At 69.8% G+C, this 17,093-nt stretch carries 20 protein-coding genes and 4 pseudogenes; 12 read left to right on the forward strand and 12 right to left on the reverse strand.

Annotated features, from left to right (window positions below; translation table 11 throughout):
• Positions 1-379: 379 nt before the first annotated feature.
• The 3 genes and pseudogenes from IEZ10_RS40530 to IEZ10_RS37810 all read left to right on the forward strand — a co-directional run.
• A pseudogene (locus tag IEZ10_RS40530) lies at positions 380-523 on the forward strand (LuxR C-terminal-related transcriptional regulator); the annotation flags it as partial.
• Between the two features lie 87 nt (positions 524-610).
• Entirely contained in the window at positions 611-1,630 is a 1,020-nt protein-coding gene (locus IEZ10_RS37805) for an aminotransferase class V-fold PLP-dependent enzyme (protein WP_189251311.1), read from the forward strand.
• 168 nt (positions 1,631-1,798) lie between these two features.
• On the forward strand, positions 1,799-2,785 hold the full coding sequence (locus tag IEZ10_RS37810) for an aminoglycoside phosphotransferase family protein (RefSeq protein WP_229812068.1): 987 nt from the start codon (positions 1,799-1,801) through the stop codon (positions 2,783-2,785).
• Positions 2,786-2,948: 163 nt separating this feature from the next.
• On the opposite strand, the gene IEZ10_RS37815 is transcribed toward IEZ10_RS37810, so the two are convergent.
• The 5 genes and pseudogenes from IEZ10_RS37815 to IEZ10_RS40535 all read right to left on the reverse strand — a co-directional run.
• Positions 2,949-4,181: an RNA polymerase sigma factor gene (locus IEZ10_RS37815; RefSeq protein ID WP_189251312.1), complete on the reverse strand. Its 1,233-nt coding sequence runs from the start codon at positions 4,179-4,181 to the stop codon at positions 2,949-2,951.
• Complete coding sequence (locus IEZ10_RS37820) at positions 4,178-4,501, reverse strand: YciI family protein (RefSeq protein ID WP_189251313.1); 324 nt, start codon at positions 4,499-4,501, stop codon at positions 4,178-4,180. The genes IEZ10_RS37815 and IEZ10_RS37820 overlap by 4 nt, the downstream gene beginning before the upstream one ends.
• Positions 4,502-4,554: 53 nt before the next feature.
• Positions 4,555-5,166 (reverse strand): dihydrofolate reductase family protein, encoded by a 612-nt coding sequence (locus IEZ10_RS37825; protein ID WP_189251314.1) that lies wholly within the window; start codon positions 5,164-5,166, stop codon positions 4,555-4,557.
• Positions 5,167-5,378: 212 nt separating this feature from the next.
• The gene (locus IEZ10_RS37830) at positions 5,379-6,266 is read right to left on the reverse strand and encodes a LuxR C-terminal-related transcriptional regulator (RefSeq protein ID WP_229812069.1); all 888 of its coding nucleotides are present in this window, start codon (positions 6,264-6,266) and stop codon (positions 5,379-5,381) included.
• A 63-nt stretch (positions 6,267-6,329) separates the two neighbouring features.
• Positions 6,330-6,581: pseudogene (locus tag IEZ10_RS40535) on the reverse strand (zinc-ribbon domain-containing protein); the annotation flags it as partial.
• Between IEZ10_RS40535 and IEZ10_RS37835 the strand changes: the two are divergent.
• Complete coding sequence (locus tag IEZ10_RS37835) at positions 6,532-6,705, forward strand: hypothetical protein (protein WP_189251316.1); 174 nt, start codon at positions 6,532-6,534, stop codon at positions 6,703-6,705. The pseudogene IEZ10_RS40535 and the gene IEZ10_RS37835 sit on opposite strands and share 50 nt — an antisense overlap.
• 47 nt (positions 6,706-6,752) lie before the next feature.
• On the opposite strand, the gene IEZ10_RS37840 is transcribed toward IEZ10_RS37835, so the two are convergent.
• On the reverse strand, positions 6,753-7,223 hold the full coding sequence (locus IEZ10_RS37840) for a hypothetical protein (protein ID WP_189251317.1): 471 nt from the start codon (positions 7,221-7,223) through the stop codon (positions 6,753-6,755).
• Between the two features lie 175 nt (positions 7,224-7,398).
• On the opposite strand from IEZ10_RS37840, the gene IEZ10_RS37845 reads away from it, so the two are divergent.
• Positions 7,399-8,808 (forward strand): FAD-dependent oxidoreductase, encoded by a 1,410-nt coding sequence (locus tag IEZ10_RS37845; protein ID WP_229812070.1) that lies wholly within the window; start codon positions 7,399-7,401, stop codon positions 8,806-8,808.
• A gap of 15 nt (positions 8,809-8,823) precedes the next feature.
• Here the strand turns inward: IEZ10_RS37845 and IEZ10_RS37850 are convergent, their stop codons facing one another.
• Entirely contained in the window at positions 8,824-9,348 is a 525-nt protein-coding gene (locus IEZ10_RS37850) for an IS5 family transposase (RefSeq protein WP_268246435.1), read from the reverse strand.
• 70 nt (positions 9,349-9,418) lie between these two features.
• A pseudogene (locus IEZ10_RS37855) lies at positions 9,419-10,129 on the reverse strand (serine/threonine-protein kinase); the annotation flags it as partial.
• Between the two features lie 221 nt (positions 10,130-10,350).
• On the opposite strand from IEZ10_RS37855, the pseudogene IEZ10_RS39685 reads away from it, so the two are divergent.
• Positions 10,351-10,556, forward strand: a pseudogene (locus tag IEZ10_RS39685) (IS5/IS1182 family transposase); the annotation flags it as partial.
• Between the two features lie 21 nt (positions 10,557-10,577).
• Here the strand turns inward: IEZ10_RS39685 and IEZ10_RS37860 are convergent.
• Entirely contained in the window at positions 10,578-11,192 is a 615-nt protein-coding gene (locus tag IEZ10_RS37860; protein ID WP_189251318.1) for a class I SAM-dependent methyltransferase, read from the reverse strand.
• Between the two features lie 259 nt (positions 11,193-11,451).
• Here IEZ10_RS37860 and IEZ10_RS37865 point away from each other — a divergent pair, with 259 nt between their 5' ends.
• Genes IEZ10_RS37865 through IEZ10_RS37880 form a run of 4 tightly spaced genes read left to right on the forward strand, consistent with a single transcriptional unit; the run spans position 11,452 to position 13,782 of the window.
• Entirely contained in the window at positions 11,452-11,976 is a 525-nt protein-coding gene (locus tag IEZ10_RS37865) for an RNA polymerase sigma factor (RefSeq protein ID WP_189251319.1), read from the forward strand.
• Between the two features lie 50 nt (positions 11,977-12,026).
• On the forward strand, positions 12,027-12,455 hold the full coding sequence (locus IEZ10_RS37870; protein WP_229812071.1) for a hypothetical protein: 429 nt from the start codon (positions 12,027-12,029) through the stop codon (positions 12,453-12,455).
• Complete coding sequence (locus tag IEZ10_RS37875; RefSeq protein ID WP_189251321.1) at positions 12,452-13,147, forward strand: ABC transporter ATP-binding protein; 696 nt, start codon at positions 12,452-12,454, stop codon at positions 13,145-13,147. Before IEZ10_RS37870 ends, IEZ10_RS37875 begins: the two co-directional genes overlap by 4 nt.
• Positions 13,144-13,782, forward strand: coding sequence for an ABC-2 membrane transporter-related protein (locus tag IEZ10_RS37880; protein ID WP_189251322.1), 639 nt, complete (start codon positions 13,144-13,146; stop codon positions 13,780-13,782). The genes IEZ10_RS37875 and IEZ10_RS37880 overlap by 4 nt, the downstream gene beginning before the upstream one ends.
• 470 nt (positions 13,783-14,252) lie before the next feature.
• Here the strand turns inward: IEZ10_RS37880 and IEZ10_RS37885 are convergent, their stop codons facing one another.
• On the reverse strand, positions 14,253-14,744 hold the full coding sequence (locus IEZ10_RS37885) for a winged helix-turn-helix transcriptional regulator (RefSeq protein ID WP_139578314.1): 492 nt from the start codon (positions 14,742-14,744) through the stop codon (positions 14,253-14,255).
• A gap of 94 nt (positions 14,745-14,838) precedes the next feature.
• Between IEZ10_RS37885 and IEZ10_RS37890 the strand changes: the two genes are divergently transcribed.
• Positions 14,839-15,336, forward strand: coding sequence for a tautomerase family protein (locus IEZ10_RS37890; protein ID WP_185071978.1), 498 nt, complete (start codon positions 14,839-14,841; stop codon positions 15,334-15,336).
• Between the two features lie 62 nt (positions 15,337-15,398).
• Here the strand turns inward: IEZ10_RS37890 and IEZ10_RS39690 are convergent, their stop codons facing one another.
• Positions 15,399-15,833, reverse strand: coding sequence for a transposase (locus IEZ10_RS39690; protein ID WP_229812073.1), 435 nt, complete (start codon positions 15,831-15,833; stop codon positions 15,399-15,401).
• Entirely contained in the window at positions 15,737-16,531 is a 795-nt protein-coding gene (locus IEZ10_RS37895) for a helix-turn-helix domain-containing protein (RefSeq protein WP_229812072.1), read from the reverse strand. The genes IEZ10_RS39690 and IEZ10_RS37895 overlap by 97 nt, the downstream gene beginning before the upstream one ends.
• A 160-nt stretch (positions 16,532-16,691) precedes the next feature.
• Here IEZ10_RS37895 and IEZ10_RS37900 point away from each other — a divergent pair.
• A partial coding sequence (locus IEZ10_RS37900) for a transposase (RefSeq protein WP_189251323.1) occupies positions 16,692-17,093 on the forward strand: 402 nt, incomplete at its 3' end.

The raw sequence follows: 17,093 nt of genomic DNA on the forward strand, positions 1-17,093 counted from the left end.
CGCCGCCTCGGCGATCGCCTCGGGATTGTGGACCCGCGTGCGCACGATCTCGGCCACCCTGGCAGCCATGGCATCCTCCGCAGGAAGAGTTTGTCAGGACAAATATACGTCCTGACAAAATTACTCACCAGGGATGCAGGAGCCAACGATCGCTGTTGGGAGCGCGGCGGGACGGTCCGCTGGGGAGATTCGTCATCGGAGCAGGCGACAGGGACCGCCACCAGCGGCGCGACTGCCACCGGCGGAAGAGGCGGGCGTGGACACCTCGGGAGCCGCCGCCGGACTCGCCGGCGCCGCTGGTCGATCAGCTGCGGGAACTGGGAGCATCACGGAGCGCGAACGCGAGGCCCTGACCCTGGTCGGGTGAGGCTCGACCAATACGGAAACGGCTTCCGAAACGGTCATCAGCGTCGCCACCGTCAAGGTGCACGTGGGCCGACTGCTGACCAAGGTCGACGCGCGTGACCGGGTCCGACTCGCCATCCCCGCCTACGACGCGGGTCCGGTGTCACCGTCGAGGTGAACGAGTTCCCGTCATCGCCCCGTACACCGCGACGCCACGACCTGGCCGGTGTTCTCCGGATGCCGTCCGAGCCCTAGGCTCACCAGAATGAATCTTGACGAGGCGGTACGCCTATGGCACCCGGAGCCGGGATGGCTGAACACCGCGAGCTACGGCATACCTCCGGAGCCGGCGTTCGAGGCGCTGCAGGGCGCGCTGGCCGAGTGGCGTCGGGGAGCAAACGGCTGGGACAAGTGGGACCGGTCCACCGATCGCGCGCGCGGCGCGTTCGCACGTCTGGTCGGCGTCGCGGCCGACGACGTGGCTGTGGGCGCCTCCGCCTCGCAGGTGCTGGCCCCGGTCGCGGCTTCGCTGCCGCCCGGCTCGCGTGTCGTCGTCCCCGACATCGAGCAGACGTCGAACCTGTTCCCCTGGCTCGTGCACGATCTCGACGTGCGCACGGTGCCGCCCGCAGACCTGCCCGGCGCGATCGACGGGCGCACCGACGCGGTCGCCTTCAGCCTGGTCCAGTCCGCGACGGGTGAGGTCGCCGCCACGGACGAGGTCGTCACGGCGGCGCGGGCGCACGGCGCGCTCGTCATCGCCGACGCCACCCAGGCGGTCGGCTGGGTACCGGTCGACGCGACGCCCTTCGACGTCCTCGCCGTCTCGGCGTACAAGTGGCTGATGTGCCCGCGCGGCACCGCCTTCTGCTACGTGAGCCCGGCCGTGCGCGACCGCATCCGGCCGATCGCCGCCAACTGGTACGCCGGTGACGGCGACGCCTCGTACGGCCCGCCGCTGCGGCTGGCGAAGGACGCCCGGCGGTTCGACATCGCCGCCCCCTGGTTCTCCTACGTCGCAGCCGCCCCCACGCTGGAGCTGCTCCTGGAGATCGGCATCGGTCCGATCCACGACCATGACCTACGGCTGGCCAACCGGTTTCGGGCCGGCCTCGGCATGCCGCCCGGCGACAGCGCGATCGTCAGTGTCACGCGTCCGGGCGCGGCCGAGCGACTCGCGGCGGCCGGCATCCGCGCATCCGTCCGCAACGGCGCGGCACGTCTCGCCTTCCACCTCTACACGACGGAAGCCGACGTGGACACCGCCGTCGCGGCGCTGATCTGAGCCTCGCGATCCAGTGCGCCCTGGCCATCGAAGCGCACGGACCACCCGCGGAGGTGTGGGACTTCAACACCGATGCGATGGCCTTCTATGAGAAAGCGGGATTTGTTCCGATGCGGCATTGGCCGGAGCAGCCACTGTGATACGGCTAGCGCACTCCGCGCGACCGAGATGGTCGCAGCCGACTGCCATCCGGTGCTCTGCCGGGGGCCGGCAGCGGTGATGCGGCCTGGTGAGCCGGCGCGGCCACAACAGTTGAAAGAGTTGGCCCGCGTCGCGCCAGAGGTCCGGGACCGGCTCGTCGTCCGTTTCGGAGCCGACGTGCTCGCCTGGTGTGATGCGTTGCCGGCTCTGGTGAACGAATTCGCTGCCCGCTGGGGTCTGGCTGTTGCCGCGGCGGGTGGAGGAGGCACCTCGCGGGTGTTCCGCTGCCTCAAGCGCGACACCGGCACCTGGGCGTGGCTGAAACTCACGCCGGAGCCCGAGATCGCCCGGCAGGAAGCCGAAGCGCTGCGTGCCTGGGACACGACGCCGTCGGTCGTCACGCTGCTGGCGCACGATCCGGCGGCCGGGGCCCTGCTGCTGGAGGACGTGGAGCCGGGAGTGCCGGTCAGGCAGCGTGCCTGGAATATGGCCGAGGTCGCGGCGCTGCTACGGGACCTGCGGGTCTTTGCTCCCGCGCCGGGTGAGCACTCGGTACTGCGGCCTCTGTCCCACCGCGTCGGCTTCGTGTTCGACCTGGCCGACCGCAGGCTCGCGGCGGCCGGCGTGAACGACCCGGCCGCTTCGGCGGTGCTCTGGCAGGCGCGAGCGGCGGCCCTGGAACTGGCAGCCGATGGGCCGGTGGGACTCGTGCATGGTGACCTTCATCCGGCCAACGTGCTGTCCGGCCCGGACGCCCGCATGGTGGCGATCGATCCGCGGCCCGCCTGGGGCGACCCGGACTTCGATGCCGTGGACTGGGTGCTTGAGGGAGCCGCGGATCTCGCCGTGCTGGAGCGAAGGATCGAGGAGCTGGCGGCGCTGGTCCCCGGCCAGTGTCCTCATCGTGTGCTGGGTTGGTGCCGGGCCCTGGCCGCCCTCATCGCAGTCCCCCGAATGTGCGCGGGGCGGGATGACGCACAGACCCGATTTCTCATGGCTCTGGCCCGCGGCTGAGCCCTTGAAGCTCGCCGGTGGGCCGATCAGTCGGGTCACCCCGGACATCTCAGCCCGGGGTCGCGTTGCTCGGCGAGAAGGGTCGGCGTCTGAACATGTCAGTAGTGCGGCGTTCCGCGCCGCCTTTCATCGCTGTATCGAGCGCGCTCTTCAGGTGCGGGCGCTACTGCAGTTGGTCGCGGCGGCGGGTGAGGTAGGCGGTCTCGCCGGTGTTGCCGGCCAGCTCGATGGCCCGGTCGTAGGCCGCGCGTGACTGCTGACTTCGGCCCAGCCGGCGCAGCAGGTCGGCGCGGGTGGCATGGTAGGCGTGATAGCCGGCCAACGCCTCGGCGAGGCGGTCAACGATGGCCAGTGCCACCTGCGGCCCGTCGAGTTCGGCCACGGCGACGGCCCGGTTGAGGGCGATGATCGGCGAGGGGTCGAGGCGGACGAGCTGGTCGTAGAGGGCGAGGACCTGCGACCAGTCGGTGTCGCGGATGTCGCGGGCGGAGGTGTGCACCGCGTTGATCGCCGCGAGAATCTGGTAGCGGCCCGGAGCCACCCCGGCAGCGGCGGCGGCCAGGCGCTCGCGCACCAGCCGATGACCTTCGGCGATCAGTTCCCCGTCCCAGGCGCCGCGGCCCTGCTCGGCCAGGGGGACCAGTTCGCCGCCGGCCGAGACCCGGGCGGGGCGGCGGGCCTCGATGAGCAGCATCAGCGCCAGCAGCCCGGCCACTTCTCCGTCCTGCGGCAGGAGCGCGCGGATCAGGCGGGTGAGCCGGATCGCCTCGGTGGTCAGGTCGTGTCGTACGGGATCGGTGCCGGGGCCGCTGGCCAGGTAGCCCTCGTTGAAGACGAGGAACAGGACGGCCAGGACGCCGGAGACACGAGCCGGCAGATCGTCGGCGGACGGCATCCGATAGGGGATGCGAGCCGCCTTGATCTTGGCCTTCGCGCGGGTGATGCGCCGCTCCATGGTGGTCCCCTGCACCAGGAAGGCACGGGCGATCTCGGGCACGGTCAGACCGCCGACCATGCGCAGGGTCAACGCCACGCGCGCTTCCATCGCCAGCGCCGGGTGACAGCAGGTGAAGATCAGCCGGAGCCGGTCGTCATCGATGGCGCCAACAGGCTCGGGCGGGTCGTCGTACGTCATCTGAGCCTCCCTGTGCTTGCCGTCGCGCTTGTTCTCACGCCGGATCCGGTCGATGGCCTTGCGGTTGGCGGTCGTGGTCAGCCAGGCGCCGGGATTGGGCGGCGCGCCGTCGGCCGGCCACCGCTCCACGGCGGTCGCGAACGCCTCGGCAGCCGCCTCCTCGGCGATGTCGAGGTCACCGAAACGCCTGGTCAGGGCGGCCACCACCCGCGCCCACTCGTCGTGGTGGGCCCGGGTGATCGCCTCCTCGGCGTCGCTCACAGGAACGGCCGCACCTCGATCTTCCGATCGCAGACCTTCGACGCCTCGGCGGCGAGCTTGAGCGCCACGTCCAGATCGGGGGCCTCCCACACCCAGACGCCGGCGAGGTACTCCTTCGACTCCACGAAAGGCCCGTCGCTGAACACCGCCTGCTCGCCCCGGTTGTCGATGACCGTGGCCGCGTCGGTGTCCGCGAGTCCGCCCGAGAAGACCCAGTAGCCCTCGGCGATCAGTCGTTCGTTGAACGCGCTGATGGCAGGCCGCCTGTCCGTGCTGCCGGGATTGCTCTTGTCATCGATCACGGAAACCAGGTACTGCATCTGAAAATCATCTCCTGTGGTGTCAAGACAGCGTGGTTCGGTGGTCAGGGACTTCAAACCGTTGGCGCATACTGAGGGCGCCCGGCCGGCCGGTAGACCTGGATCGTCACGCCCTTCGAGTCGACCCGCGACTCGACCAGGTCGAGCGCAAGATCCGGACCGGTCCCCGGGAACAGTCTCGCGCCCTGGCCGAGGATCACCGGGACCACGATCAGAGTCATCTCGTCGACCAGATCGTTCTCCAGCAGCCACCGGGTCAGGGCGCCACTGCCGTGCACCTGCAGCTCACCCCCGGGCTTGGCCTTCAGCTCACTGATGGCCGCTGCGAGGTCACCGCGGAGAACGGTCGTGTCCTCCCAACGCGGCGCGGTGAGCGTGGTCGAGGCGACGTACTTGGGGGCCTCGTTCAAGGCCACGCCGATGGGATGTGCGCGCATCTGGTCGATCGATCCCCAGGAGCCGGCGAACAGCTCGTAAGTGCGCCGGCCGAACAGGAACGCCTCGGCGCGCTGGTAGGTCTGCGTGATGAACGTCCTGGTCTCGTCGTCGCCCTTCCCCCGGGCCCATCCGCCGCGCTCGAATCCGTTCCTGCGGTCATCCGACGCGGCGCCGTTTCCCTGCATCACTCCATCGATGGTGACCTGGGTCATGGTCGTCAGCTTCATGATCGCGGTTCCTTCGCCTTGGCGCCGCCCCCTTGCGGGCGGCCTCACCCCTGCTACGAACACCACCGCCCCGATCCGACACCGCCTCCCGGATTTCTTTGCAGGATTTTCCGGGACGCCGGTCGTCATCATCCGCGCAGCCGATTCCGCTGCGACCCGGGCAGTACGCGCATCCGCGGCGGACACGCCGGTTGTTCGCCGCTGTGGAGCGGCTAACCGCGCACGAGACCGTCGGCGGTGGTTTCCGTGCCAGGAGTGACGAGCCCGGACTCGCACGCCGGCGCCACCGCCTGCGCCCGGCTGCCGAGGTTGAGTTTGGTCATGGCGCGGTTGAGGTGGATCTTGACGGTGGCCTCGCTGACGTTCAGACGCGCCGCGATCTCGGCGTTCGGCAGGGCGTGACCCACGAGCTTGAGGACCTCGGCTTCGCGGGCGGTCAGGACGTCGAGTTGGGGCGCGAGCCGGGTGACGGCGGGGTCCGGCCGGTGGGTGTACGCCTTGACGAGGCGCTGGGTGACGGTGGGCGCGAAGAGCATGTCGCCGGAGGCGACGGTGTGGATGGCGGCGATGAGCCGTTCGGGCGGGGTGTCCTTCAACAGGAATCCCGAGGCGCCGGCGCGTAGCGCGTTGTAGACGTATTCGTCGAGGTCGAAGGTGGTCAGGATGACCACGCGGGGCGGTTGCTTGCGGTGCGCGGACAGGATGCGCTCGACAGCGGCTGCTACAGCGCGGGCCTGCTGGTAGGGGGTTGACCGCTCTGGCGCGGGCATGGTCAGCCCCTCTGGGACCTTCAGTGCGGGGAGATCGCCCAGTCGCACATGAATGAGCAGATCCAGCAGACCGGCGGTGACCAGGACCTGGCTTTTCTCATTCTCGTACTGCTGTCGGTCCCTCCGTTTGGTGGAGTGGTGGTACGAGCCGTCGTATTCGACGCCGATGCGGATCCCGCCCTCTATCTGGAAGACCGCATCGACTTCTACTGCTTTGTAACGCCAGTGCTCCGGTTTGTACTGCGGTGGAGCCATGATCTGGTGTGACGCGACGTTAGGCAGACCGTCAGGCAGCCGGGGGTCCGGTGGCTCGGGCTGAATGAGTTTCATGAGTCCCGAGGGTTCCGCGTCGAGCCGGACCTGCTCCTTCGAGATTCCGGCTCTCGAGCAATGGGGGCAGCCCGCACCCTGGACACGATTGAGGATGCTTGCCTTCCATTGGTGCCCGTGGCGGCACGGCCAGAGAACCGTGGCGTACACACCGCCGGATTCGTCCTCGGGGAGTCGTTTCCTCGAGGCGTTGTGCCGACTGCTGGGCAGCCGGCCCGGGTCAATGTCTGGATCATCGAGTTCGTCGACGATCTCCGGGAACCAGGTGCGCAGCGAGTTCGTGTCGTCTATTGCCCCCGGCACCGGCAACACCACCGTGTGGGGCAGGTGCTGGAACAACGGCAACAGGACCGGCGAGGCGCGGCTCGTCTACTGGTCCGAGAACGCGCTCAACAACGGCTCCAGGCAGCACAGCACGGGCTGGAAGAAGATCAAGTGACTGGCAGGTGTCCCTGCCCGAACGGGTGCCGGGCAGGGATCCTGGCGTCAGCCCACCGCGTACGCGCGCGTCACGGTTTGTGTCACACGATCGCCCCGGGTGTCGGCGACAGTGACGCGCAGGGATACGTACCCGCTGGTAGCGGGGTTGGCCAGCAGTGCGGCCCAGCCGGAGCCGGACGGGACCACCGGCACCGGACGCCAGCTTCCGCCGTCGTCGAACGACGCCTCCAGCCTGATCGTCTTGACCCGCGCCTCTTCCGCGCCGGGGTTGCGCTCGACACGGATGGGAATTCGGGTCAGCGACCGGGGCTTGGCGCGATTGTGGTCGTCCAGCCCGGCGGGGACGTAGCGGACCGCCATCAGGGGCAGCGCTCGCGCCTCGGCGGTCCGCTCCGAGCGGAACGTCCACACCGGCTCGATGCCCGTGGACAGTGCGCCCTGCCGCTGGGCGGACGCGGTCAGCGTGTAGTCGGCCGCCTCGGCTGGGAGCTGACGGGCACGCCTGGCCGCGACCACGGCCGGGGGACGATCCTCGTACCCGCGTGCGGTCCGGTCCGCTGGCAGACCGGGCCGCTGTCGCTGCCTCTGGGCAAGCCCGCGCCGGTGACCTCACGGTGCGGCGCGAAGACGGCTCGCCAACCGAGCAACGGGCGATACACGGGCCGGCGACCGGCGGCCTACCGTGCTGAGCATGGAGCGGACCGACAGTGCGGTTGTGATCGGCGCGAGCATCGGCGGGCTGCTGGCCGCCCGCGCGCTCAGCGAAACCCATGCCGAGGTCACCGTGGTGGACCGTGACCTGCTGCCCGAGGAGGCGGCGAGCCGTCGCGGCGTGCCGCAGGGCCGGCAGCTCCACGTCCTGCTGGCCCGCGGCAGGGAGGCGTTCGACGAGCTGTTCCCCGGCCTGACGGAGGAGCTGGCCGCCATGGGCGCGCCCCTGATCGACCTTCAGGAGCAGGTCCACTGGTACAACGACGGCTACCGGATGCGCCGGGTGCCCTCCCCCCTGGTGGCGTTCGGAATCAGCAGGCCGCTCCTCGAACACGTGGTGCGGGCCCGGGTGGCGGCGCTGCCCGGCGTGAACCTGGTCGCCGGGTGCGAGGTGACCAGCCTCGTCGCGGCGCCCGGCTCCGGACGGGTCACGGGCGTGCGAGTGCGGCCCCGCGCCGGGGACACGGCGTCGGCCGCGGAGTCGGTCATCCACGCCGACCTGGTCGTGGACGCCGGAGGGCGCGGCTCCCGAAGCCCGGTCTGGCTGCAGGAGCTGGGCTACGCGCCCGCCGCGCAGGAGCAGGTGCGCGTCGGCATCACCTATGTGACCCGCACCTACCGGCGGGAGCCGCACCATCTCGGCGGTCTGCTGGGCGCCTTCACCAACGCCACCCCGGAGCTGCCGCGCGCGGGGATCGTGGCCGCGCAGGAGAACGGCACGTTCGCCGTCGTCCTGTCCGGCATGCTGGGTGAGGAGCCGCCCACCGACGACGAGGGCATGGCGCGGTACGCCGCGACGCTCACCGCGCCGCAGATCGCCGAGGTCGTGCGGTCGGCGGTGCCGCTGAGCGCGCCGGTGCGGATGCGCTACCCGGCCAGCGTGCGGCGGCGCTACGAGCGGCTGCGGCGCTTCCCCGACGGCTACCTCGTGATGGCCGACGCCCTGTGCAGCTTCAACCCCGTCTACGGGCAGGGGATGACGGTCGCCGCGCTTGAGGCGCTGCTGCTGCGCCGCCTGCTCACCCGCGGGGCCGACGGCCTGGCGCGGCGGTTCTTCCGCGGCGCGGCCAGGATCATCGACGCCCCCTGGTCGATCTCGGTGGGGACCGACCTGCGGTTCCCGGGGGTCGAGGGGCGGCGCACGGCGACGGTCCGCTTCGTCAACGCCTACGTCAACCGGGTGCACGCCGCCGCGACCACCGACCCCGTGGTGGGGGCGGCGTTCCTGCGCGTCCTCAACCTGATCGACGCGCCCGCCAGGCTCCTGGCCCCCACCGTCGCGCTGCGCATCCTGTGGGGACTGCTGGGCCGCCCGGCACCGGCCGCACCGAGGCCCGAAGCCGAGCTCGCGGCCGGCGTGGGCACCGGCGGGCGCGGAGCCCCTTCCTAGGTTCTGTTTTGTGGATCATCTGAGCCAGAGCAGTAGGCAGGCGATGGTCACGGCTGATCGGTAGTGGGCGGCGAGCTTGTCGTAGCGGGTCGCGATGCCCTTGAAGTGCTTGAGCCGGTTGAAGCAGCGTTCGACGACGTTGTGCCGCTTGTAGCGGATCGGGTCGAAGGCATGGCGGCGGTGTCCGCGGCGAGCTCGCCCGGCCGGCTGGTCGGCGCGTTCGGGAATGGTCACGCCGATCTTGCGTCGGCGCAGATAGGTGCGGATGGCGCGGGAGCTGTAGCCCTTGTCGGCGATCACATGGGCGGGCCGGGTGCGCGGCCGGCCGGGGCCGGGACGGGGAACCTGGATGGCCTCCATCACGGCCGTGAACTGGGTGCAGTCGTTGACGTCGCCCCCGGTGAGCACGAATGCCAGGGGCAGGCCGCGTCCGTCGGCGGCCAGGTGGATCTTGGTGGTCAGTCCGCCGCGCGAGCGCCCGAGCGCCTGTCGCCCCTGATCGGTCTGCGCTGATTGCTGCCCGTGCGTCCCCTGGCCGATCCCCTTTGGCGAGGGCCGGGGGCAGCCCCGACAGATCGGGGGCTTCGTGGACCACCCGGTAGTTCACCGCGTGCGGGGCGCCCGTCCCGAAGGGGAGGCGGCCGGTCGCCGCGTAAGCGAGCACAGCGCCGAGCGCGAACACGTCCGACGCGGGCTCCGCCTCTTTGCCCATGATGTATTCCGGGGCCATGAAACCGGGCGTGCCTATGGCCATTCCGGTGCCGGTGAGCTGCGTGTCCTCCGCGGCCCGTGCGATGCCGAAATCGATCAGGCGGGGGCCATCCGGTGCCAACAGTACATTTCCGGGCTTCAGATCGCGGTGCACTATCTCGCAGTCGTGTACGGCCGCCAGCCCTTCCGCGAGCCCGGCGGTCAGCAGCCCCAGCGCGTGTTCCGGCAGCGGACCGTGCTGGCCGACGGCCTGCTGCGGCGACGGGCCAGGAATATAGGCGGCGGCCAGCCACGGCGGGTCCGCCTCCGGGTCCGCGTCCACCACCTGCGCGGTGTAGAAGCCGCCGACCCGCTGTGCGGCCGCTACCTCACGGGCGAACCGCCGCCGGAAGTCGGCGTCCGTGGCAAACTGCGGCCGCACCACCTTCACGGCGACCCGCCGGCCACCACGGGAACGGCCCAGGAACACCTGCCCCATCCCGCCCCCGCCCAGTCGCTTCAGCAACCGGTACGGCCCGACCTCCCGTGGATCCCCGGCCCGCAGATCCCCCACGCCACCTCCCACAACCGAAGAGCCCCACGTCGACCGGCTGGAGCGCGAAGTCACCATACCTACTGAGGTGATCTCAGCGAAGTAATTCGGATGATCAGGATTTCTTGGGCGCCCACCTGGCTAGGACGGTCTCAGATTCGCGCGTCGTTAACATCCACACGATCTAACGGAAACGCTGCGGCAGGCCAAACGGCTCGTAGAGCAGCTTCAACGGCAGTTCTTCGCCCCTACCAGACTTGCGGGGGTTGAACCGCCGCCGGCCAGAGACTGAGGCCTTTCTACGTGGGCGGGGCATCGTCCCCCGCGTCGCTCGCCGTGGAATCGAGTCCGGTCAGCGGTTGGGACGCCACCGCTGGGTGGCGGAGCGCACCGTCTCCTGGCCGGCCGGTCGTTACACCGCCGTTACGAGCGCCGGGCCGACCACTTCGCGTCCTTCGTCGCCCTCGCCGCCGCCCTCATTTGCTACCGCCGACTGGCCGAATGAGACGGCGTATAAACAGCACCACTAGCGGCCGGATTTTTCCCACGTCAGCGAGTACCGGCGGAGCACGTGCCGGCGATAACGCACGCCGGGCAGCAGTCGCCGCGCCGCGGCCCGCACCTGTCCGTAGCTCATCTGCGGCTCGGTGACCGGCATCCCCTCCGGGCCGTGCGCGCGGCGCAGTACCTTGTTGATCCGCACGACGGGGGCAGCCGCGATCGTCACCGCCCACTCCGCCGGCGTCGTCTCGCGGGCCAGGCCGATCACCACCAGCGTGCCGCCGGGGCGCAGCATCTGGCGCATGCGGGCCAGCGCCGCTTCGAAGTCCATGTGGTGGATCGCAGATACCGAGCAGATGAAGTCGTAGCCCGCGGTGGGCAGGTCGGCGGTGAGGAAGTCATCCTCGACGAAGGTGAGATCCGGGTGGCCGGCGGCGAGTTCCCGGGCGCGGGCGATCATCTGGGGAGAGTTGTCGATGCCGGTGACGCGCTTTGCCCGCTCGGTCAGCTTCCGCGCGAGCAGGCCGTCCCCGCAGCCGACGTCCAGCGCATCGCCGCATCCCTCAGGGACGGCGCGGAGGATGCCCGGGTGCCGGGCGACGTTGGTGTTCCAATAGGGCTCCGGGTCGGCCTGGCGCATCAGATCATCGTAGGGGTGCCGTTAAGAACCGTGTCACCAACCGCAGACGAGAGAGAAGACGCAGGTCAGCGGCTTACATCAAAGATGCCGAGACGAGGTCGGCGTCTTCGATGCCTCTAGGGAGGCACACCGTTCTGATCTGCGAAAACGTTGCCGTTGGCAGTTGGTGACATATTTCTTAACGGCACCCCAAGGTGATCCGGAAATCGTGAACCTTCTTGGCTTCTCGCCCGACTGTGCAAGATGACGGGAGGGCGAGATGACCGATGAGCTGCTGGTGGTGCGCGCTCAGCTGGGCGAGCGCGCGGCGCTGGCCGAGCTGCTGGCTCAGTGGCGGGTGCCGGTGTGGACGTACGTGCGCCGCATGCTGGACGCTGACCGGGCCGACGACGTGACCCAGGAGATTTGGCTGGCCGTAGTCCGCGGCCTGCCCCGGCTCAGGGAGCCCGGCCGGTTCGCGCCGTGGCTGTTCACGATCGCCCGGCGATCGGTCACCGACCGGCTGCGCGGCGAGTACGCCCGCGAGCAGGAGACGCTCGCGGCCGACGACGTGGCCACCGAGGACCCGGTCGAGGCCATGGTGGATCGCGCCGCGCTGATGAACGTGCTGTCGGAGCTGCCTGTGCTGGAACGGGAGATCCTCGTGCTGTTCTACCTGGAGGACCTGTCGGTCGAGGAGTGCGCGTACATCTGCCGGACCCCGGCCGGGACAGTCAAGTCCCGACTCAGCCGCGCCCGTCGTCTGCTGCGTGAGCACCTCAAGGAGAAGGGATACCGGCCATGACAGAAGAGCCTCGTCTGTCGGCGCAGGACATAATCGATCGACTGGCGCCTGTGTTGTCGCCCAGGGTCCGGATCCGGGCGGTGGCGGCACTGCTGGCCGGCGTCGGCGGCACGGTGTTCGTGGGCACGTTGTGGTGGTCGGAGCCAGGACCACTGCCAGGGCGCACGCATCTGGCGTTCGCGTTGTTCACCGTGTTCTGCCTGGCCTGGGCGACGTACGGCGGGTGGCTGCTGACGCGCCGGGTTCCGCTGTTCGCCACCGATCTGGTGATCGCCGCCTGGATCGGCCTGGCCGCCTCGCTGGCCACCACGGCGGTCGTGACCGTTGTGGCCGTGCAGCGCGGCACCGGGGCGGGGCTTGCCCTGGCGGTCGGGGGCGTGTTCGTCGCTGTGGCCCTGGCGCTGGCGGTGCGCGCCCATGCCCGGCGCGCAGCGCTGCTGCGCCGCATGCACGAGCTGACCGGCCGGGAGGAGCGGTGAACGCGCTGCGGACCAGTGGCCTGGGCAAGCGTTACCGGCAGCGGTGGGCGCTGCGCGAGGCCACCATCGCGGTACCCGCCGGGGCCAGGGCCGCGTTGGTCGGGCCGAACGGGGCAGGCAAGTCCACGCTGCTGAACCTGGCGGCGGGCCTGCTGACGCCCACCACGGGGCGTGCGGAGATCTTCGGCTGGCCGCTGGAGACGGCCGCGGTCGCGTTCGTCGCCCAGGACAAGCCTCTGTATCGCCGGTGGAGCGTCGCCGACCTGCTGCGCTTCGGCTCCGCGACCAATCCCCGATGGGATCGCGCGGCTGCGCAGTCTCTGCTGTCCGGGCACGACATCAGCCTGCGCGAGCGGGTGGACCGATTGTCCGGCGGCCAGCGCACGCTCCTCGCGCTCGCGCTTGCCGTCGGCAAGCGCGCCGATCTGGTGGTGCTGGACGAGCCGCTGGCCGAGCTCGATCCGCTGGCCCGCCTGCAGGTGATGAGCGTGGTACGCGAGCTGGAGGCCACCGTGCTGCTGTCCTCCCACATCCTGGCCGACCTGGCCGAGGTGTGCGATCACCTGATCCTGCTCGGCACCGGCAGGGTCCGGCTGTGCGGTAGCTTCGCCGACCTGCTGAGCAGCCACTCCGCCACCGATCTGGAGGACCTCGTACTGCACTATCTCCGTAACCCCGAGGCGGTTCGATGAGCGGCCCGCTGTGGGTGGCCTGGCGCGGACAGCGCGCCCAGGCCGCCGCCATCGCCGCGCTGCTCCTGCTCTACGGTGCCGCCGCCGCGACCGAGCGGCTGGAGCCGGACCTGAGCGGACTCACCTTCCAACTGGCCGGCTTCCTGGCTGGCGCAATCTGCCTGATCTGGGGCGCTCCCCTCATCGCCCGGGAGTTCGAGGCCGGCACTCACAAACTTGCCTGGACCCAGAGCCTGTCGCGGGGCCGCTGGCTGGCCGCCGTCCTCGCCGTCGCGGCGGCCGGCGCCCTGACCGCGACCGCCGCCCTCGCTGCGGTGCTGACCTGGGCCCTGCCGGGCACCGAGGGTAACCCGATGGCCTGGCCGTACTACGAAAGCCACGGCCTGGTTCCGTACGCCAGGGCGCTGTGGGCGCTGATCCTCGGCGTCGCACTCGGTGCGGTGACCCGGCACACCCGAATCGCCATGCCGCTATCGGTACTCCTGGTCGGTGCCGGTCAACTCGCCGGTCGGGCCCTGCGCGGGCGATTCGATCTGTCCTTCTGGGCCATGCAGTGGACCGAAACGGCCGTCTACCTGGCGTTAACTCTTGCCCTGACCGGAATCACCTACTTGGCGATACGACGCCGAGCCTGACCATGAAGGAGATCACGATGGCCCACAACCCGAAATTCGTCCGCCGACGCCTTGGCACGACAGCCCTGGTCGTGGTGACCGTGCTCGTCACCGCGATGCTCCTGGCTGGCGTGATCACGCTGCTGGGCTGAAGCGCCTGCGTGGTGAGCCGGCATCGCCCCCCGGATGCCGACGGCGTCCGTGCGGAAGGGGCAGCGCTTGCATGGGTGGCCGCGGGAGTCGCCGTGGCGGACGATGGTGGAGACGCCCCAGCCGTCGGCGCCGTCCCGGACGCGCATCACACCCGCGGGCAGGGTGGCCGGTTCGGCCGGGCCGGGGGGCGGCGGGGCGGATATGGCGGGGGTCCTTTCGTCAGCCGATGCCCATGCTAGTGCCGCAGCATCCAACGTTTGCCCCATGGCCCAGGCGTCGGCCCCACTGCTTGGATCATGCTTCTCGCGATATGAGCCGCTCAGTACGATCCTGGGATCTCAGGAGCTTTCCACGAAGCGCGCGCCCGGCCCGGGCGTGCGGCAGACGTCTTCCGGGGCGAGGTGGCTGTGCCCCGCAGCGCACTCGAGGACGACCTTGACCGGCTCGTCGCAGGAGCTCGCATCGTCGACGGGCCGGTGCCGGACGATGACCGACGGGCCCTGCGGGTCGGCGAGGTACGTGTCGCCCCATTCCAGGAGCGCCACGAGCGTGGGCCGCAACGCCCGGCCCTGCTCGGTGAGCTCGTAGGCGAAGCGCTGCCGATCCCCGGGCTCCTGATAGGGCACGCGGCGCATCACTCCCGCGGTCACCAAGGTCTCGAGCCGAGTCGCCAGGAGATTTCTGGCGATCCCGAGGCGGGAGTGGAACTCTCCGAACCGGCGCGCGCCGTCCAGCGCTTCACGAACGATCAGCAGCGACCAGCGCTCCCCCACCACCGAGAGGGCGCGCGCCACCGAGCAGTTCACTGGGTCGATTCGCCGCGTCTCCATGGGACGAGTGTACCCATCTGAGTTTACAAGCTGCACTTAGCCCTCGTAGACTCCGGCCTGAGTTGAAAAACTAAACTCATAAAGGAGATCGACCATGCCCATGCTCGACGTGTACATTCCCGACGGCGCGCTCCAGCCGGACGCCGAGGCGGCCCTGCTGAACCGCATCACCGAGATCCTCGTCCGCAACGAGGGATTCGACCCCGCCGACCCGGTGAGCCGTTCCGTCTCCTGGCTCTGGCTGCACCGACCGGCCGGCATCTACGTCGGCGGAGAACCCGCGGACGCACCTCGCTACAAGGTCGTCCCGTCCGTCCCCGAGGGCCAGCTCGACGAGCAGAAGCGTGCGAGCGTCATCGCCGAGGTCACCGAGGCAATCCTCGACGCGGAGAACGGCGCCTGGCCGCGTGACGCCAGCCGGATCTGGGTATTCCCCACCGAGATCCCTGAAGGTCACTGGGGCGGCTGGGGCCAGATCAGGCCGCTCGCAACGATCCTCGCCCGACTCACCGGCGACGACACCAAACGGGCCCGTACGCTCGCGCGTGAGCGGATCGCCGCCACCCGAGCCGAACACGCCCGCCTGCCCTGATGAGCGGCGAACGAAATGGGGATCGATGCGGCCGGTGACACAGTCGTTAGGATCAGCCCGATTCAGGCGACGTTGGCCTTGGCCACGACCTCGCGGAGGCGTTCGTCGGCGGCGTGCTGGTTCCGCCAGATGATGTAACGGCGGATCATGCTGCCCTGCTCTTTGTGGGTGGCGTGGTCAGTGCCGTCCAGGGTGAAGTAGCGCAGGGCGGTGAACTGGGCCTCGATGCGGTTGAGCCAGGAGCTGTTGGTCGGCGTGTAGGCGAGTTCGACGTTGTTCACCGCGGCCCAGTCGCCGACGCGGCTGTCCTTCTTCGTGGTCAGGTGCGGAGAGAAGTTGTCGAGCACGAACGCGATGCGGATCTCGGGCGGGTAGAGGCCGCGCAGATAGCGGCAGAATTCTAGGAACTTGGTCCGGTGCTTCCTCGGCTTGATGTGGCCGTAGAGCTTGTCTTTGCCCAGGTCGTAGGCGGCGAACAGGTGTCTGACCCCGTGCAGGCGGGTGTAGGTCGCCCGTCGGCGGGGCCTCGGTTCCCGGCCGGGGTCCTTTGCCGCCCACCGCGCTCGGCCCACTGCCGCCCAGGGTGGGGCTGGAGGTTAAGCAGGCCGAACTCGTCCAGGCAGAAGACGACTTCAGACTCACCCTTCTCTGGCATGACCTCGCCGTCGGCGATCGCGTAGAGGTGCTCGACGCGGGCCTTCTTCGTGGCGTAGTCCGGGTCGCGGGAGGTCTTCCAGGTCTTTATGCGTTGAAAAGACACGCCCTCCTTTCGGAGCAGGACCCGCAGGCCCTCGTGGCTGATGTCGTCGACCACCCCCTCGGCGACCAGGAAGTCGGTCAGCTTAGCCAGGCGCCAGGTCGAGAACGGCAGGCCGTGCTCGACCGGCTTGGACTTGGCGATCTTCTTGATCTCGCGCCGCTCGGGCAACGTGAACGTCCTGGGCCGCCCGCCCATGTACTTCGGGTAGAGCGCCTCGAAGCCCTCGGCGTTGAAGTTGTGGAGCACGTCCCGGACCCGGTCCGCGCTGGTGAACGTCACCTCGGCGATCTTCCTAACCGGCATGCCCTGCGCGGACAGCAGCACCATCTGGGCCCGCCGCCAGGTCACCACCGACCCGGTGCCTCTGCGGACAATCCGCAGCAGGCGCCGGCCCTCGTCGTCATTGATCTCGCGGACGCGTACCCGTTCTGCCACCCGGGCAGCCTGGCGACACCGCGCCGCACGGACCAGCACCCGAACGGCGCGTCACGTCACTACGGGGCAAAGGTTCTCTGATGCGGCACTAGGAGCTGTTTGAGGTTCGGATCCAGGTGAGGCCCGGTGGCAGGCCGGCCACGGCTGGTAGAACTCGGACGTGGCGCGCTTTGATGTGACGGATGCCGAGCGGGCGTTGATCGAGCCGTGTCTGCCGGTGGCGGCGACCGGGCCGCTGCCACGGCGGGTGCGTGATCAGTTCAACGGGATCTTGTGGCGTTTTCGCACCGGATCCGGCTGGCGTGATGTCCCGGAGCGTTACGGGCCTTGGTCCACGCTCTACTCCCGGTTCAACGGCTGGGCCAAAGCGGGGGTGTTCCAGGCTTTGATGGACGCGCTGATCGCCGAGGCCGCCTCGCGCGGGCAGGCCGGGCTGGAACTGGTCAGCGTGGACTCCGCGATCGTGCGGGCGCATCAGGAGTCGGCCGGGCTGGCAGTGGCCGGGGAGACCCTGGATGCGCTGGAGCAGGCGCTGACCGAGGAAAAAGGGGCTCCGCTTCCA

The organism is Streptosporangium pseudovulgare, from assembly GCF_014648055.1.
Taxonomy (GTDB): domain Bacteria; phylum Actinomycetota; class Actinomycetes; order Streptosporangiales; family Streptosporangiaceae; genus Streptosporangium; species Streptosporangium pseudovulgare.

What these genes read in the sequence shown, in the direction of transcription:
- IEZ10_RS37805 (WP_189251311.1), top strand. Translation starts at nt 611, where the DNA reads ATGAATCTTGACGAGGCGGTACGCCTATGGCACCCGGAGCCGGGATGG.
- IEZ10_RS37810 (WP_229812068.1), top strand. Translation starts at nt 1,799, where the DNA reads ATGGTCGCAGCCGACTGCCATCCGGTGCTCTGCCGGGGGCCGGCAGCG.
- IEZ10_RS37820 (WP_189251313.1), bottom strand. Translation starts at nt 4,501, where the DNA reads ATGCAGTACCTGGTTTCCGTGATCGATGACAAGAGCAATCCCGGCAGC.
- IEZ10_RS37825 (WP_189251314.1), bottom strand. Translation starts at nt 5,166, where the DNA reads ATGAAGCTGACGACCATGACCCAGGTCACCATCGATGGAGTGATGCAG.
- IEZ10_RS37830 (WP_229812069.1), bottom strand. Translation starts at nt 6,266, where the DNA reads ATGAAACTCATTCAGCCCGAGCCACCGGACCCCCGGCTGCCTGACGGT.
- IEZ10_RS37845 (WP_229812070.1), top strand. Translation starts at nt 7,399, where the DNA reads ATGGAGCGGACCGACAGTGCGGTTGTGATCGGCGCGAGCATCGGCGGG.
- IEZ10_RS37860 (WP_189251318.1), bottom strand. Translation starts at nt 11,192, where the DNA reads ATGCGCCAGGCCGACCCGGAGCCCTATTGGAACACCAACGTCGCCCGG.
- IEZ10_RS37865 (WP_189251319.1), top strand. Translation starts at nt 11,452, where the DNA reads ATGACCGATGAGCTGCTGGTGGTGCGCGCTCAGCTGGGCGAGCGCGCG.
- IEZ10_RS37880 (WP_189251322.1), top strand. Translation starts at nt 13,144, where the DNA reads ATGAGCGGCCCGCTGTGGGTGGCCTGGCGCGGACAGCGCGCCCAGGCC.
- IEZ10_RS37885 (WP_139578314.1), bottom strand. Translation starts at nt 14,744, where the DNA reads ATGGAGACGCGGCGAATCGACCCAGTGAACTGCTCGGTGGCGCGCGCC.
- IEZ10_RS37890 (WP_185071978.1), top strand. Translation starts at nt 14,839, where the DNA reads ATGCCCATGCTCGACGTGTACATTCCCGACGGCGCGCTCCAGCCGGAC.